This window comes from Streptomyces sp. NPDC001204 (assembly GCF_053598035.1).
The window spans coordinates 81,524-97,489 of record NZ_JBSFJL010000011.1; the positions used below are offsets into that span (position 1 = coordinate 81,524).

The following is a 15,966-nucleotide window of genomic DNA, read 5'->3' on the forward strand; positions in this document are numbered from 1 at the left end:
CGGGGTCCGGGCTTCGGCCGGGAACGATCGGACGGGAAGGACAATCCACTTCTCGCGGATCCTGATTGCGCGGTGCACGGCTTCTTCGCCGCTTCCCCGCGTCTTCCGGTCCTTCCCGTCACTTTCATGACACCACACGGGCCGCCGCGGCACCAGGGCCGTCCGGCCCCGGCCGGGCGGCCGTGGCCCGGCCGGGACCTGCGGCCCTGCCGAGGGCCCGCTGAGCCCTTCCGCCCCGGCCGGGCGGCGAAGGACGGTGGACGGGCAAGCGACAAGGGAGCCCATGGAGGAGCCGTCATGCGGACACCGGCAGTCGACGCGACCACCCTGGAGAGCCTGCTGTACTCGGCCGTGGCGGCTCCGTCGATCCACAACACCCAGCCCTGGCGGTTCGGCATGGACGCCGACACCCGGTCCATCCACGTCCGCGCCGACTCGCGGTCCCTGCCGCTGACCGATCCGCGGCAGCGTGCCCAGCACCTCTCCGTGGGCGCGGCCGTCTTCAACCTCCGCGTCGCCGCGGCACACCTCGGCTGGGACCCGCTCGTGACGCTCCTGCCCGACCCGCGCGACCCCGGCCTGCTGGCCACCGTCCGGCTGTTCGTGGCGGCCCCGGACGCAGAGCCGTCGTACCCGGGCCTGTACGAAGCGGTCGCGCGCCGGCACACCAGCCGGATGCCCTTCACCGGGCGGCCGGTGCCGGAGCACATCGTGCTGGAGATGGTCAAGGCGGCGCGGGTCGAGGGGGCGCACCTGGACGTCCCCGACTTCGCCGGCACCCGGCGCCTGCTGAGCCTGACCGCGCAGGCCGAGGCGCGCAACGCCGCCGACCCGGCCCGCACCGCCGAGACCAGGGCCTGGGTCAACACGCCGGGCATGCGCCTCCCGCACGGCATTCCGCTCACCTCGCTCGGCCCGCGGGACACGGCGGGGCGGATGCCGATGCGGGACTTCACCGGCCCGCTGCCCGGGCTGCGACCGCCCGCCCTGCGTTTCGAACGGCACGCGCAGGTGGCCCTGTTGTGGACCCCGCACGACCGGCGGGAGGACTGGCTGCGCGCGGGGCAGGCGATGGAGCGGGCCCTGCTGGTGGCCACCCGGTTCGGAGTGCGCACCTCGATGCTGCACCAGGCGATGGAGTGGCCCGACCTGCGGGCGACGATGGCCGCCCCGAGGCTTCGGTGCCGCCCCCACCTGCTGATCCGCTTCGGCTACGGCCCGGAGGGCGGCCGCACCCCGCGCGCCGCCACCCGGCTGACCGCCACGGATGAGACACCGGCGGGCACGGATGAGACACCGGCGGGCGCCACGGCCCGGCCGGGCCGAACGCACACGACGAGGGGCCGGGGCGGACCGAACGTCCGCCCCGGCCCCTCCGTGCCCTCAACCAGTGACGCGCGGCCGCTCAATTGGCGACGCGCAGATCCGTGAGCTCCCGTCCGGTGACCATCGTGGCCTCGATGCGGACGAAGACGTCCTCCTCGATCGGCATCCAGGAGCGCGGCCCGGTCCGCAGGAGACGCTCGTGCTCGACCGGATCGGTCACCACGGTGGCCCGGCCGGTGACGACCACGCTCCATCCCGACCGGCTCTGCGCGTCGAACGCGTCCGCCTCGAAGGCGACCACGACCCCGTCCACGGCGCGGACGAGGTCGGAGCCCGCGGAGGTGCGCAGCAGCACGGACGCGTCCGCCGCCAGGGCGAAGTTGACGGGCAGCACCGCGGGCAGCGCCTGCCGCGTGTAGACGACACGGCCCACCGGTACCTCGGCCATCAGGCGGAGGCACTCCTGCCGGTCCATCGAGCGAAAGCCATCACTGTCACTCACCTTTCCATGGTCCCCGCGCACCCGGCCCACCGTTAGGGCCTGTTGGCCCACATCTTCGGCGTGGGTCCCACCCGACGCCTCAGGACCCGACGTTTCGAGGGGCGGCGCTCCGGTAGGCGGAATCCTCTCCCTGCCGCTGGCCTGCCCGGACGAGGAATTCCCCGAGCGGCTGGCCCTGGCCCGCCGCGCGGCCCCCGTCCTGCCCGACCGGGTCCGCTCCCTCGCCGTCTTCGTCCTCCGGCAGACCAACTCCCCCTGGTTCCGGTCCGTCTTCGCCCCTGCAACCGCGCCCGGAACCGATGAGCGGCGTGCCGCTGCTGTTCCAACTCCACGCCCTCAGCACCCTGCTGGCCTTCGCGGCCTGACCCTTCACCTGGTTGGTCCACATGCTCACCGCACCGCTGGGCTGCCTCACCCACCCCTACATCGTCCACAGCAGCCGCAGCCGCAGCCGCAGCCGCAGCCGCAGCCGCGAGCCCCGCCCCGGCGCGGCTGGGGGCGCATCGGGTGACGGCGGGCGGCGCCGGCGTAAATCCGGTGGCGCCGCTTCCCCGCGCTCCCCTACCGTGAGGCTCGCATCACGCGGAGGCCGGCGGCCGCCGCTGCCGGTTCGCAGAGTTCGCTGAGTTCTCGCGGAGAAAGAGGAGGTGTGACCCATGGCTGTCTCGGTAATGGGCGCTGCCCGCAACGACAGGACCATCCACTCCACCTCCGCGGCCACCGGCTGACACCTCCTGCCACGCCCGCGCGCACCGTCGCGGGTAGTCGGGGCCGCCCTCGTGAAGGGTTCCCCCTTGCGTTCCTCCGCTTCTTCCGTTCCTTCCGTTCCTTCTGTTCCTTCCGTTCCTGCTTCCGTCTCGCCGCACCCTCTCGCCGCCTACGGCTGGGACGAGGGCTGGGAGTCGGTCTTCACCCCGTACACCGCCGAAGGCCTGCTGCCGGGCCGGGTGATCCGCGTCGACCGGGGGCAGTGCGACGTCGTCACCGCCGGCGGCGTGCTGCGCGCCGACACCGCGTTCGTCACCCCGCACGACCCGATGCGGGTGGTGTGCACCGGCGACTGGGTCGCCGTCGAGCCCGGCGGCAACCCGCGCTACGTCCGCACGACGCTGCCGCGCCGCACCGCCTTCGTGCGCTCCACCTCGTCCAAGCGGTCCGAGGGCCAGATCCTCGCCGCCAACGTCGACCACGCGATCGTCGCGGTGTCCCTCGCGGTCGAACTCGACCTCGGCCGCATCGAGCGCTACCTGGCGCTGGCCTGGGAATCCGGCGCGCAGCCGCTGATCGTGCTGACCAAGGCCGACCTCGTGCCGGACGCGACGGGGCTGGGGTATCTCGTCCAGGACGTGGAGACGAGCGCGCCCGGTGTGCCGGTGCTGCCCGTCAGCGCCATGACCGGCGACGGGCTCGACGTCCTCCTCGCCGTCGTCTCCTCGGGCACGTCCGTGCTGCTCGGGTCGTCCGGAGCGGGCAAGTCCACGCTCGCGAACGTGCTGCTCGGCGAGGACGTGATGACCGTACAGGCCGCCCGGGACGTCGACGGCAAGGGCCGGCACACGACCACCACCCGCAACCTGCTCGCGCTGCCGGGCGGCGGCGTGCTGATCGACACCCCGGGACTGCGCGGAGTGGGCCTGTGGGACGCCGAGAGCGGGGTCGGACAGGTGTTCTCCGAGATCGAGGAGCTGGCCGGGCGGTGCCGGTTCCACGACTGCGCCCACGACAGCGAGCCGGGGTGCGCGGTGCTCGCCGCCGTCGACGCCGGTGAGCTGCCCCAGCGGCGGCTGGAGAGCTACCGCAAGCTCGTGCGCGAGAACCAGTGGATCGTCGCCAAGACCGACGCGCGGCTGCGCGCGGAGATCCGGCGGGACTGGAAGCGCAAGGGCGCCGAGGGCCGGGCCGCGATGGAGGCCAAGCGGGGTAGGTGGCGCTAGCCCGTCACCCGTCACCCGTCACTCGTCATGTCGGCCGCAGTGTCCGATTTCCGCCAGCGAGACCTCCGCGCGGAGGCGGACACTGGACGGCGTGATGGACGAGGACACCAGGTACGAGGCCGTACGCAGCCGGGACGGCCGGTTCGACGGGGAGTTCTTCTTCGCCGTCGACACGACCGGGATCTACTGCCGTCCCAGCTGCCCGGCGGTGACCCCCAAACGGCACCACGTGCGGTTCTACCCCACGGCCGCCGCCGCGCAGGGCGCGGGCTTCCGCGCCTGCCGGCGCTGCCGTCCGGACGCGGTGCCCGGCTCCGCCGACTGGAACCTACGGGCCGACGCCGTCGGGCGGGCCATGCGGCTGATCGGCGACGGCGTGATCGACCGGGAGGGCGTCGCCGGGCTCGCCGCGCGACTCGGCTACAGCGAGCGGCAGGTGCGCCGGCAGCTCATCGCCGAGCTGGGCGCCGGGCCCGTCGCGCTCGCCCGTGCCCAGCGGGCGCACAGCGCGCGCGTCCTGCTCCAGACCACGGACCTGCCGGTCACGCAGATCGCGTTCGCGTCCGGGTTCGCCAGCGTGCGGCAGTTCAACGACACGATGCGGTCCGTCTACGCCGCGACCCCCAGCGAGCTGCGCGCCACCGCCCGCAGGGCACGGGGCCGCCGTCCCGCGGCGCCCACCGCCGGGATCCCGCTGCGGCTCGCCCACCGGGGCCCCTACCAGGCCGGCTCCGTCTTCGACCTGCTGGAACGCGAGGCCGTGCCCGGCGTCGAGGAGATCGGAGGCACGCCCGGCCGGCGGACCTACCGGCGCACCCTGCGCCTGCCGTACGGCACCGGAACCGCCGCCGTGGACGAGCGCTCCGGCGCGCCGCGGGCCGGGTCCGGCGCGCATCCCGGCGGCTGGCTGGAGACCCGGCTCCACCTGACCGACCCACGCGATCTGACCACGGCCGTGCAGCGGCTGCGCCGGCTGTTCGACCTGGACGCCGACCCGTACGCCGTCGACGAGCGGCTCGGTGCGGACCCGCGGCTGGCCCCGCTGGTCGCCGCCCGGCCAGGTTTGCGCTCGCCGGGCTCGGCGGACCCGCCGGAGACGGCGGTCCGGGCGCTGGTGGGACCGGCGGCCGCCGCGGAGCTGGTACGGCGCTACGGCAAGGCACTGGACGCTCCCACCGGCACCCTCACCCACCTCTTCCCCGAGCCGGCCGTCCTCGCCGAGGCCGAGCCGGACGGCCCCCTGGGCGCCCTGGCCGCCGCCCTCGCCGACGGCACGGTGCGGCTGGACCCGGGCGCCGACCGCGACGACACGCACCGGGCACTGCTCGCCCTGCCCGGCCTGGATCCGGCCACGGCCGCCGCCATCCGTACCCGGGCCCTCGGCGACCCCGACGTGGCCCCGCCCGGCGCGGACACCCCCGAAAGCTGGCGCCCCTGGCGCTCGTACGCCCTGCGGCACCTGGGTGCCGCCGAGGAGCTGGAGACCACCCCATGACCACGCACACGCACACGCACTCGACCCTCACCGGTACGACCTACTGGACCACCCTCGACAGCCCGCTGTGCCCCCTGCTCCTGACCGCCGACTCCTCCGGCGCGCTGACCTCGCTGTCCGTGCCCGGCCAGAAGGGCGGTCGCGAGGTCCGGGCCGACTGGCGGCACGACGCCGGGCCCTTCCGCGCGGCGGAGGAACAGCTCCGCGCCTACTTCGCCGGTGAACTCAAGCAGTTCCGGCTGCCGCTGCGCACCTCCGGCACCGCGTTCCGGGAGCGGGTGTGGGCCGCCGTCGACGACGTTCCGTACGGCTCGACGACCACGTACGGCGAGATCGCCGCGCGTATCGGCGCTTCCCGCGCGGCTGTTCGGGCCGTCGGCGGCGCCATCGGCGCCAACCCGCTCCTGGTGCTGCGCCCCTGCCACCGTGTGGTCGGCGCGGACGGTTCCCTGACCGGCTACGCGGGCGGTCTGGAGCGGAAGGTGCGACTGCTCACGCTGGAGGGCGTGCTGTAGGCACCGGCGCGTCAGCCGTGCCTGTGGGCACCTGGCCCGTCAGGCGTGCGCCTGTGGGCACCGGCCCGTCAGCCGTGCCGCTCGCGGGCCACCCAGCCCCGTTCGTAGGCGTGCCAGCCCAGTTGCAGCCGGGTGCTCACCCCGGTCAGCTCCATCAGCCGCTTCACCCGGCGCTGCACGGTCCGCAGGCCCAGGTCGAGTTGTTTGGCGACGCTCGCGTCGGTCAGACCGGCCAGCAGCAGCGACAGCACCTCCAGGTCGATGGCGTCGGGGCCGTCCCGGCCCTCCTCGGTCACGCCGGACGCCCCGAGCCGCAGCGGCAGCGCCTCCCGCCACACCGACTCGAACAGCCCGTACAGCAGCTCCAGCAGGCCGCTGGCGTGCACGACCAGCGCGGTGGGCTCCGGGGTGTGCGAGGTGAGCGGCACCATGGCGAGCGTCCCGTCGGCGACGACCAGTTTGGTCGGTACGGTCTCGACGACCCGCACCTGTTCGTCGCGGCTGAGCGCGGCGGTCAGCTCCGTGACGCCGTTCGGCTTGTCCAGCACGGCGCGTTCGAGCACCACCCGGTAGCGGACCCCGCGGGCGGCCGCCTGCTCCTCGGCGTGGTTCTCCATCGAGGAGACGGCGATCGGGTTGCCCGTGACCAGTGCGCACACCTCCTCGCTCGCCCCGAGCTGGAGCTGGAGGAAGCGCTGCGCGACCGCGGGGGCGCCGGTGACCACCTCGACCAGATCGTGTACCGCGGGCTCGGAGGCCGCCGCCCGGTACTCCTCGGCGAGCAGCGCGGCGGCCAGTTCCGCCCTCTCCAGCTCGTGGCGGTGCTGGGTGAGCAGTGCGCCCAGCGCCACCCCGGGCGGCGCGGCCACCCAGCGGCCGGGCCGGGCCGAGGACTGGGCCGCGAGTCCGTGCCGCTCCAGGCGGCGCAGGGCGTGCTCGGTGTCCCGCTCGCCGAGCATCAGCCGCCGTGCGAGATCGGGGACTTCGGCGGCGCCCACGGACACCAGAGCCCGGTACGCCGCCTCGTGTGTCTCGTCCAGACCTATCGCTGCCAGCATCAGCTGCTGTCCCTCCCCTTTCGGACCCCTGGCATCACGTTCCGTGGCGCGTCGGCGGTGGCGGGAAACAGCCACGGCGCAAACCCGCCGCGGCACATCATCGCTGTACCACCGGTCACTCTGACAAGGTGGCGCCACCGAAGCACCGACGGGTGCCCGGTGTCCAGCCGTGGACGTGGCCTGCACGGATACGCACCCCGTGCGGGTGGCCGGGGCGACTGGCGGCCCCGGCTCGCAGCGTCCGGGCCGGGCACCGCGGGCCGCGTCGGGGTTGTTCCGGACGGCGGTGTTTCGGCCGACCGGACCGTGATCCGGACCAGGATCACCCATGTGCCGCCGGACGGCTCCTCCGTGGGGGGTGGAGCCGTCCGGCGACTTCGTCGCGCCCTGGCGTGGTTCCGTCCACCGGATTTGCCGATGCCCCGTTCCCACAGGGCCCGTGCGGTGGACAATTGGCGGCATGAGCCAGCAGGGGGGAAGGCCCACCGGTCAAGAGGACGACTGGTGGGGGCAGTTGTACGACGACTCCGCCGAGGACACCGGCCCCGCGGCCGGGGCCGATTCCCTGGACGACCGCTTCGCCTCGGCGTCCGGAACGGTCGACGGCCCCCCGCGGGGCGCGCCGCTACCCACCCCACGCTCACCGGACCCCGCTCCGGACTGGTGGCGCAGCACCCCCGAGGACACGGCGTCGACGACTGACCGGGGTTCCGGGCCGGAGGAGCCGGAGCGGCCGCCTCGGTCGGCCACGCCGGCTTCGGGAGTTGCCTGGGGTTCGGATCCGGGGGAGTCCGAGCAGTCCTCTCCCGCCGAGGGGGCGGCTGCGGAGGCGGCGCGGGATCCCCGGACGGGAACGCCGGATCGGCCGCCTGAGCCGCCCGCGCCTCCGGATGAGCCGGCTTCGGGCGGTGCTTGGGGTTCTGGGCCGGTGGAGCCTGGGCGCGGGCCTCGCTCGCCTCGGTCGTCCGCACCGGCGGAAGGGCCGGTGTCGGGGGCTGACCGCGGTTCCGGGCTGGTGAAGCCCGAGCGGCCGTCCCGGTCGCCGGCGCCGGCTGAGGGGCCGGCCGCGGGGGCAGCTTGGGGTTCCGCGCCGGTGAAACCGTCTCAGCCGCCCGCCTCCTCCGGGGGGTCGGCTGCGGCGGCTTCCTCTTCCGATGCGGTGACCGAGGAATCCGGGCCGGTGGAGCCCGAGTGGTCGCCTCGGTCGCCCTCTCCCGCCGAGGGGGCGGCTCCGGGGCCCTCCTGGGACCTTGGGACGGGGACGCCGGAGCGGCCGGTTCAGCCGCCCGTCACCTCCGAGGGGACCGTCGAGGGCTGGTCGTCGGGCTCCACGGAGCCGACCCAATCGGGCGGTACGGCCTCCGGCTCGCGCGGCCCGTCGCTCAGGGACGCCGCCGACCCGGCCGGGCCCGCCGAGAGGGGGCTTCCGTCCGCGCCCCTGCCTCCTCCTGCGCCCCCGTCCGCGCCCCCGACTCCTCCTGCTCCCCCGTCCACGCCCCCGACTCCTCCTGCGCCCCCGTCCGCGCCCCCGACTCCTCCTGCGCCCCCGTCCGCGCCTGCGCCCGCTCCTGCTTCTCCGCCCTCGTCCACGCCCTCGCCGCCCTCCGCACCTTCACCTCCGTCAGCTTCTCCGCGTCCCTCCGCACCTCCATCCTCCTCCGTGCCTCCCCCGCCGCCGGAACCTCCATCCGTCGGGGCCGTGGGCGGCTCCGGACGTGAGGTGGGCGGCAGCGACGCGCACGCCGCAACGGCCACCGGGGAGGCCGCTTCGGGCGGTGTGGAGGCGCACCCCGCACCGCCCGGCCTGGGGGAGTACGACCCACCGGTTGCTGGGGAGCCGCAGTCCGCTTCGGGCGGTGGCGAGGCGTACGACGCACCGGTTGCTGGGAAGACGCAGTCCGCTTTGGGTGCCGTGGAGGCGCAGTCCACACCGCCCGCCGCGGAGGCGTACGACGCACCGGTTGCTGGGAAGACGCAGTCCGCTTTGGGTGCCGTGGAGGCGCAGTCCACACCGCCCGCCGCGGAGGCGTACGACGTACCGGTTGGCGGGAAGGCGCAGTCCGCTTCGGCCGCCGGGATGGCACCCGCCGCACCGCCCGCCGCGGAGGCGTACGACGCACCGGCTGCCAGGGAGGCGCAGTCCGCTTCGGGTGCCGGGAAGGCGCACTCCGTACCGCCCGCCGCGGAGGCGCGCGCCGCATGGGTCGGGGTGGAGGCGCAAGCCGTACCGGGCAGCGCGGAGGCGGAGGCCGGTCCGGTCGTCGGGGAGGCGCACGACGCGTTGGGCAGCGCGGGTGCGCACTCCGTACCGCGGGCCCGCGGTGCCGGCGTTGTCGTCGGGTATGTCGGGTCCCGGCCACCCACCTACGCGGCCGAGCCCACCGCGTTGCCCGTGGCCGAGCCGGACGGGCTGGACGTCGCCGTGCCGGACACCGTGCTGGACGGGGCCGCCTACGGGGCGTGCACGCTGCGGGCGGTGTCGATCCGGGGGGACTCCGCACGATACCGGGGCGAGTCGCGGCGCGACGCGCTGCTCACCGCGCGCTTCGGCACGGGGGATCAGGCACTGGTGCTGGTCGCGATGGCGACCGGCGCCCGCGCCACCCCGGGCGCGCACCGCGCGGCAGGCGAGGTGTGCCAGTGGATCGCCGAGGCCGTGGGACGCAGCCACGCACGGCTGGCCGAGGACATCCGCGCGGCCCGGCGCGGCGACCTGAAGTCGGGGCTGCACCGCCTCACCGACCGCAGCCTCGGCAGACTCCGAGCGGGCGCCGCCGAACAGGGCGTGGAGCCGGAGCAGTACACGGCCACCCTGCGCTGCCTGCTCCTGCCCGCCGACCCCGACTGCCGCGTCCGGGTCTTCTTCGGCGTCGGCGCCGGCGGCCTGTTCCGGCTGCGCGAGGGCGAGTGGCAGGACATCGAACCCGGCGTCGCCGAGACCCCCGGCCACCCCGTGGTCGGCTTCGGCTCGCCGCCGTCCGAGACCCCGGACGGCGACCGGCTCACCATGGACCTCGGCATCACCACCCCGCCGAACCCGTACGACCCGCCCCGCGAACCCTTCCGCTTCCGCGCGTCCGTGGCCCAACCGGGTGACACGCTCCTGATGTGCACCGCCGGTCTGGCCGACCCGCTGCGCGGCGAGCCCGAGCTGTGCTCCCACCTCTCGCGACGGTGGTCCGATCCCGCCCCGCCGGGCCTCGCCGCGTTCCTGGCGGACGCCCAGGTGCGGGTCAAGGGCTACGCGGACGACCGTACGGCCGCAGCCGTGTGGGAGGCGTGAGCGCCGGGGCTGTGCCTTCATGGAGGCGGAGGATCCGCGGCAGACCGAAGGGGTGCCCGAGCGCCATGGCCAAGCAGAGCGTCGCAGAGCAGTTCGTCGACATCCTCGTCCGCGCCGGAGTCAAACGGCTGTACGGCGTGGTCGGGGACAGCCTCAACCCGGTCGTCGACGCGGTCCGCCGCAATGCCGCCATCGACTGGATCCACGTCCGCCACGAGGAGACCGCCGCCTTCGCGGCCGGCGCCGAAGCCCAGATCACGGGCCGTCTGACGGCCTGCGCGGGCTCCTGCGGTCCCGGCAACCTGCACCTCGTCAACGGCCTCTACGACGCCCACCGCTCCATGGCTCCGGTCCTCGCCCTCGCCTCGCACATCCCCTCCGGCGAGATCGGCCTCGGGTACTTCCAGGAGACCCACCCCGACCGGCTGTTCGCCGAGTGCAGCCACTACAGCGAGCTGATCTCCAACCCGAAGCAGATGCCCCGGCTGCTCCAGACGGCCATCCAGAACGCGGTGGGCCGCAGCGGCGTCAGCGTGGTGTCGCTGCCCGGCGACATCGCCGCCGAGCCCGCGCCCGAGAGGGCCGCCGAGACCGCCATCGTCACCTCCCGGCCCACCGTCCGGCCCGGCGACGCCGAGATCGACCGGCTCGTCGAGATGATCGACGAGGCCGACAAGATCGCCCTGTTCTGCGGCAGCGGTACGGCGGGCGCGCACGCAGAGGTGATGGAGTTCGCCGAGCGGATCAAGTCCCCGGTCGGGCACGCGCTGCGCGGCAAGGAGTTCATCCAGTACGACAATCCGTACGACGTCGGCATGAGCGGGCTGCTCGGCTACGGCGCCGCCTACGAGGCCACCCACGAGTGCGACCTGCTGATCCTGCTCGGCACCGACTTCCCGTACAACGCCTTCCTGCCCACCGATGTGAAGATCGCCCAGATCGACGTCCGGCCCGAGAACCTCGGCCGCCGCTCCAGGCTCGACCTCGCGGTGTGGGGCGATGTGAAGGAGACCCTGCGCTGTCTCGTGCCGAGGGTGCGGGTCAAGACGGACCGGCGCTTCCTGGACCGGATGCTCAAGAAGCACGCGGACTCCCTGGAGGGGGTCGTCAAGGCGTACACGAGGAAGGTGGACAAGCACGTCCCGATCCACCCCGAGTACGTGGCCGCCGTCCTGGACGAAGTGGCCGACGACGACGCCGTGTTCACCATCGACACGGGCATGTGCAACGTCTGGGGCGCCCGCTACATCTCGCCCAACGGACGCCGCCGCATCATCGGTTCCTTCTCGCACGGCTCGATGGCCAACGCGCTGCCGATGGCGATCGGCGCGCAGTTCACCGACCGCCGCCGCCAGGTGGTGTCCATGTCCGGGGACGGCGGCTTCGCCATGCTGATGGGCGACTTCCTGACCCTGGTGCAGTACGACCTGCCGGTGAAGGTCGTCCTGTTCGACAACTCCTCACTGGGCATGGTGGAGCTGGAGATGATGGTCGCGGGCCTGCCCGCCTACGGAACGGCCATGAAGAACCCCGACTTCGCCGCCGTCGCCCGCGCCTGCGGCGCCCACGGCGTCCGGGTGGAGAAGCCCAGGCACCTCGCCGGCGCCCTGAAGGAGGCCTTCAGTCACAAGGGCCCCGCCCTCGTGGACGTCGTCACCGACCCCAACGCCCTGTCGATCCCGCCGAAGATCAAGGCCGAGATGGTCACCGGGTTCGCGCTGTCGGCCTCGAAGATGGTGCTGGACGGAGGCGTCGGCCGGATGGTGCAGATGGCGCGCTCCAACCTGCGCAACGTGCCCCGGCCGTAGGCCCGTCGGGACAGGGGAGCGCCGGACAACTGGCGTGGGCCATTCCACATGACTGGCCCGCGCCCGACGGGGCATGGATCTCCGTGAACGTGTTCGAACTGGAGGGGAACCGACATCGGCACGCGGGCGGGGGCCATGAAGAGGCAGGCACGAGGGGGCGGTCCCGCGACGGCCGGGGCCTCCTCGGCTCGGACGACGGAGGAACACACGCAGGGACCGGCGGGCGGAGAGACGGACGGCCTCCCGGGACGGCCCGTCCCGCCGCAGCTCAGACGCAGGCTGGGGCGGGCCGACCTCAAGGCGGTGCCCGAGGCGCGACGGGCGCTGCGCGCACTGCTGCGCCACTGGGGCAGGCCCGGCACGTCGGAGGTCGCGGAACTGCTCACCAGCGAACTGGTCACCAACGCGCTCGTCCACACCGACGACGACGCGATCCTGACGGCCACCGTGTCACCGCGCGGACTGCGCGTGGAGGTACGGGACTTCGTGGCCCGCCGGCCCAGACCCCGGACACCGGGGACGGGCGACGGCACCGGCGGCCGGGGCCTGGTCCTGGTGCAGTCCCTCGCGGACACCTGGGGCGTGTGCATGCACGGGGTCGGAAAGTCCGTCTGGTTCGAACTGGGCGCGGACGCCGCGTGAACGGGTGGGGGGCGCGGCCCGCAGGCCGCGCCCCCCACCCGTTCACCGGTCCAGTCGGCTCGTTCCTAGCCGAACTGCTGCTCCAGGTCCTTGAGCTTGCGCTCCAGGGAGTCGAGGCGCGGCAGGGCCATTGTGTCGTCCTCCGCGGTGAGGTCGACGGTGGAGCTCTCGGATCCCTTGCGGACGGGCTGAAGGGACGGACGCGCGCGCACGGGAAGCTCCGCCGCCGCTATGGCAGGCTCCGCGGTGACCTGCGTGGAGCCGCGCTCCAGGGCCTGCTGCTCGACGTGCTGGCCGCCCCGGCCGATGAAGCCGCGGTGGCCCCGGCTGAGCGCCTTCAACTGCGCCCGCTCCATGCGCTCCTGATCGCGCCGCAGCCGCCGGCTCTCCGCCTTCTGGCGCTCGTCCTCGCGCACCTCGTCGACCGCCTCGTCCAGGCTCCGCACGCCCTCCAGGAGCATCAGCGACCAGGCCTTGTAGGTCTCGCGCGGCGCCCGCAGCCAGCGGACTATGCGGATCTGCGGCAGCGGGCGCGGCACCAGACCCTGCTCGCGCAGGGCGGCCCGGCGGGTCTGCTTCAGCGCGCGGTCGAACAGGACAGCGGCCGAGAGCGACATGCCCGCGAAGAAGTGCGGCGCCCCCGCGTGGTCGAGGCCCCTGGGCGCGTGCACCCAGTTGAACCAGGCCGCGGCGGCGGCGAACATCCACACGAGTATCCGCGAGCCGAGCGCCGCGTCACCGTGGCTGGCCTCGCGCACCGCGAGCACGGAACAGAACATCGCCGCGCCGTCCAGACCGAACGGCACCAGGTACTGCCAGCCGTCGGTCAGGCCGAGGTTCTGCTCGCCGAAGCCGACCAGGCCGTGGAAGGAGAGTGCCGCGGCCACCGCCGCACAGCAGAACAGCAGAACGTAGGAGGCCGTGCCGTAGATGGCCTCCTTGCGCCTGCGGCGCTCCTCGCTGCGCTCCCACGAGTCGTCCGCGCTCGCGTTCTCCCCGGAGGAGCGCTTGCCGCGCGCGAGCACCGCAACCGCCGCCAGCACGCCCAGGAGCAGCACGGCGCCCGGAAGCAGCCAGTTCAGCGATATGTCGGTCAGTCTCATCTGGGGTCCCTTGCATTGGGATAGGGCGTAACGCCCGCCATAGTGGCCCAATCCCGTCGGCCCTCAGGGGTTTTCGGGGCAAGAGGCCGCCAAGGAGGTGCAAGGGGATGCCCGGGGCGGCGTTCTGCTCGAACTGCCGCTTGAGGGGCGGGAGTTGAGTTCGAATAAGACTACCCGTACCGGTGGTTCCGCGGAAAGTTCCCGTGGCAGGTGAGGAATTTGTGAATCACCTGTGACCTTGTGGGTGTCCCAGTCGCGAGTGATCTTACGCGATCGCGGGGGTGCACCGGACCGGCCGGGCGGTCCGGGTCAGGTGTGACGAGGGCTCAGCCCGCCGCCGTGGCCGTCAGCTTGGCGATCCGGTCCGCGTCGCGGGTGCGCGGGCAGGTGACGCAGAGGTCCTCGGGGCGCACGGTGTAGAACATGCAGCAGCTGGCCCGGTCGCGGGTGGGCAGGGACTCGCCGTCCGGCCCCGTCAGTACCCGGAAGGCGGCGGAGCCGACGTACGGCCGGGTCGCCCCCGGCAGCAGCAGCTCCAGTTCGCGCACCGCCCGCTCCTGTTCGCCGAGCAGATGGGCGACGTACCAGAGTCCCTCGACGACCTCGTCGGTCGCCATGCCCCACAGGGCGCGCCCGCGCCGCCGCATACGGGGGCCGAATCCGGCCAGCACCGGCTCCAGGTGCTCGGCGACGGCCGAGCGGAGTTCGGCCCGCAGCGCCTCCTCGTCGCGTACGACGCGCGCGCCGGGCAGTGCGGCCGCGGGGTCGTCCGGCAGGCAGGCGAAGGCGGCGGGGCGTACGGCCATGCGGCCGGCGGCCCGGTCGTAGGAGACGTGGGTCACGGGGAGGCGGGGCACCCGGCGGCGCAGGAACCAGGGCACGGTGAACAGCAGGCAGGCGGGCCAGGCGTAGCGGTGCAGTCCGAAGCTCGCCACGACGTCCGGGCGGGCATGCGTGCCGTAGTCCCGCAGCACCTGGGCGTCGTCCCAGGCCAGGAACGCGTCCAGGCCGCTCCCGCCCGCCGCGAGGGAGGCGGCCGAGGTCCAGCCGTCGCCGTCCGGGACGCTCTCGCCGGGGCCCGTCTCCGTCACCGCGAGTCCGGGGAAGGCCTCGGTGAGGCGGGCGTAGGCGTCCGCTACGGCCGAAGAGGGCACAGGCATGCCGGACCACCGTTTTCACGTTCGATTGTAGGTAAGGCTTACCTTACTTCAGCCGATCGGAATGTGAAGCCTTGGCCTGCAGCGCCTAAGGTGCTTGACGGCAGAGCGACAAGCCGCCGTAATGACCCCAAGCACCCCAAGTACCTCAAGCACCGCGAGCCCGGAGGAGAACCGTGAAGCAGGGCGCACAGGACTCCGCCGGTACCCGGACCCCCGGGGCCGGCCGGGGCGCCGTGCCTCGCGTGCCGCGCCAGCCGCAGGTCGCGGACCCGCGGATGGCGCGGGAAGCCGGGGAGCCGCGGCGGGACCAGGAGTCCCCAGCCGCCGCGGACCTCCCTCGGGCGGGCGTCCGCGGCGAGCACACGCACGGCGAACCGCCCGTCCCGCATCCCCGGCCCCTCGTACGGCGCTCCTCGGTACGCGGCCAGATCCTGCAGGCCCTGCGCACCGCCCTGGTGGCGGGGGAGCTGAAACCCGGCGAGGTCTACTCGGCACCCGCGCTCGGCGAGCGGTTCGGGGTCTCCGCGACCCCCGTGCGCGAGGCGATGCAGCAGCTCACGCTGGAGGGCGCCGTGGAGGTCGTGCCCAACCGCGGCTTCCGGGTGATCGAGCGGGGCGACCGCGAGCTCGCCGAACTGGCCGAGGTGCGGGCCCTGCTGGAGGTGCCGGTGATGCTGCGGCTGGCCCGCCGTGTGCCCGTCGAGCGCTGGGACGAACTGCGCCCGCTCGCCGAGGCCACCGTGCGGGCCGCGTCCTCCGGGTGCCGGGCGACCTACGCCGACGCCGACCGCGCCTTCCATCGCGCGGTGCTGTCCCTCTCCGGGAACGGCCAGCTCGTCCAGATCGCCGAGGACCTGCACCGCCGCGCCCAGTGGCCGCTCGTCGGCGGCTCCGCGCGCCCGGCCCGCGCCGACCTCGTCGCCGACGCGGCCGAGCACACGGCCCTCCTGGACGCCCTCGTCGCACGGGACGTCGACGTGGTACGCGCCCTGGTCGCCGAGCACTTCGCGGGCGCGGACTGAGGTTCCCGTCCTTCGCGCGGGGCGAGCAAGGTGTGTGTCCCTGCGCGGGTCGAGTACGGCATGTGTAGCTGCGCGAGCCGAGCACGGCGCGTGCCCCTGCGCGGGGCGAGCACGGCTG

At 74.1% G+C, this 15,966-nt stretch carries 12 protein-coding genes; 8 read left to right on the top strand and 4 right to left on the bottom strand.

The features are described 5' to 3' along the window. The first annotated feature begins 297 nt into the window (after positions 1–297). Positions 298–1,431, top strand: a complete 1,134-nt coding sequence (locus tag ACWC91_RS17590; protein WP_450725958.1) for an Acg family FMN-binding oxidoreductase — start codon at positions 298–300, stop codon at positions 1,429–1,431. On the opposite strand, the gene ACWC91_RS17595 is transcribed toward ACWC91_RS17590, so the two are convergent. Next, on the bottom strand, positions 1,406–1,828 hold the full coding sequence (locus tag ACWC91_RS17595) for a pyridoxamine 5'-phosphate oxidase family protein (protein WP_225078325.1): 423 nt from the start codon (positions 1,826–1,828) through the stop codon (positions 1,406–1,408). The two genes, ACWC91_RS17590 and ACWC91_RS17595, sit on opposite strands and share 26 nt — an antisense overlap. Before the next feature lie 794 nt (positions 1,829–2,622). On the opposite strand from ACWC91_RS17595, the gene rsgA reads away from it, so the two are divergent. From rsgA to ACWC91_RS17610, 3 genes are all read left to right on the top strand, one after another. Beyond that, complete coding sequence (rsgA, locus tag ACWC91_RS17600; protein WP_450644032.1) at positions 2,623–3,762, top strand: ribosome small subunit-dependent GTPase A; 1,140 nt, start codon at positions 2,623–2,625, stop codon at positions 3,760–3,762. Between the two features lie 94 nt (positions 3,763–3,856). Next, positions 3,857–5,257, top strand: a complete 1,401-nt coding sequence (locus tag ACWC91_RS17605; protein WP_450644041.1) for a DNA-3-methyladenine glycosylase 2 family protein — start codon at positions 3,857–3,859, stop codon at positions 5,255–5,257. Then, positions 5,254–5,772: a methylated-DNA--[protein]-cysteine S-methyltransferase gene (locus tag ACWC91_RS17610; protein ID WP_376499475.1), complete on the top strand. Its 519-nt coding sequence runs from the start codon at positions 5,254–5,256 to the stop codon at positions 5,770–5,772. Before ACWC91_RS17605 ends, ACWC91_RS17610 begins: the two co-directional genes overlap by 4 nt. 68 nt (positions 5,773–5,840) lie before the next feature. On the opposite strand, the gene ACWC91_RS17615 is transcribed toward ACWC91_RS17610, so the two are convergent. Further along, entirely contained in the window at positions 5,841–6,830 is a 990-nt protein-coding gene (locus tag ACWC91_RS17615; RefSeq protein ID WP_225078322.1) for a helix-turn-helix transcriptional regulator, read from the bottom strand. Positions 6,831–8,529: 1,699 nt separating this feature from the next. Here ACWC91_RS17615 and ACWC91_RS17620 point away from each other — a divergent pair. The 3 genes from ACWC91_RS17620 (at position 8,530) to ACWC91_RS17630 (ending at position 12,563) form a co-directional block, all read left to right on the top strand. After that, the gene (locus tag ACWC91_RS17620; protein ID WP_450644034.1) at positions 8,530–10,113 is read left to right on the top strand and encodes a protein phosphatase 2C domain-containing protein; all 1,584 of its coding nucleotides are present in this window, start codon (positions 8,530–8,532) and stop codon (positions 10,111–10,113) included. Positions 10,114–10,178: 65 nt separating this feature from the next. Beyond that, the gene (locus ACWC91_RS17625; RefSeq protein WP_225078321.1) at positions 10,179–11,921 is read left to right on the top strand and encodes a pyruvate dehydrogenase; all 1,743 of its coding nucleotides are present in this window, start codon (positions 10,179–10,181) and stop codon (positions 11,919–11,921) included. Between the two features lie 135 nt (positions 11,922–12,056). Then, on the top strand, positions 12,057–12,563 hold the full coding sequence (locus ACWC91_RS17630; protein ID WP_281156390.1) for an ATP-binding protein: 507 nt from the start codon (positions 12,057–12,059) through the stop codon (positions 12,561–12,563). A gap of 65 nt (positions 12,564–12,628) precedes the next feature. Here the strand turns inward: ACWC91_RS17630 and ACWC91_RS17635 are convergent, their stop codons facing one another. Together ACWC91_RS17635 and ACWC91_RS17640 are read right to left on the bottom strand one after the other, a co-directional pair. Further along, positions 12,629–13,666, bottom strand: a complete 1,038-nt coding sequence (locus tag ACWC91_RS17635) for a DUF2637 domain-containing protein (protein WP_450644037.1) — start codon at positions 13,664–13,666, stop codon at positions 12,629–12,631. Between the two features lie 326 nt (positions 13,667–13,992). Beyond that, entirely contained in the window at positions 13,993–14,826 is an 834-nt protein-coding gene (locus ACWC91_RS17640; protein WP_450644039.1) for a (2Fe-2S)-binding protein, read from the bottom strand. A 173-nt stretch (positions 14,827–14,999) separates the two neighbouring features. On the opposite strand from ACWC91_RS17640, the gene ACWC91_RS17645 reads away from it, so the two are divergent. Then, the gene (locus ACWC91_RS17645) at positions 15,000–15,848 is read left to right on the top strand and encodes a GntR family transcriptional regulator (RefSeq protein WP_225078317.1); all 849 of its coding nucleotides are present in this window, start codon (positions 15,000–15,002) and stop codon (positions 15,846–15,848) included. Positions 15,849–15,966: the final 118 nt, after the last annotated feature.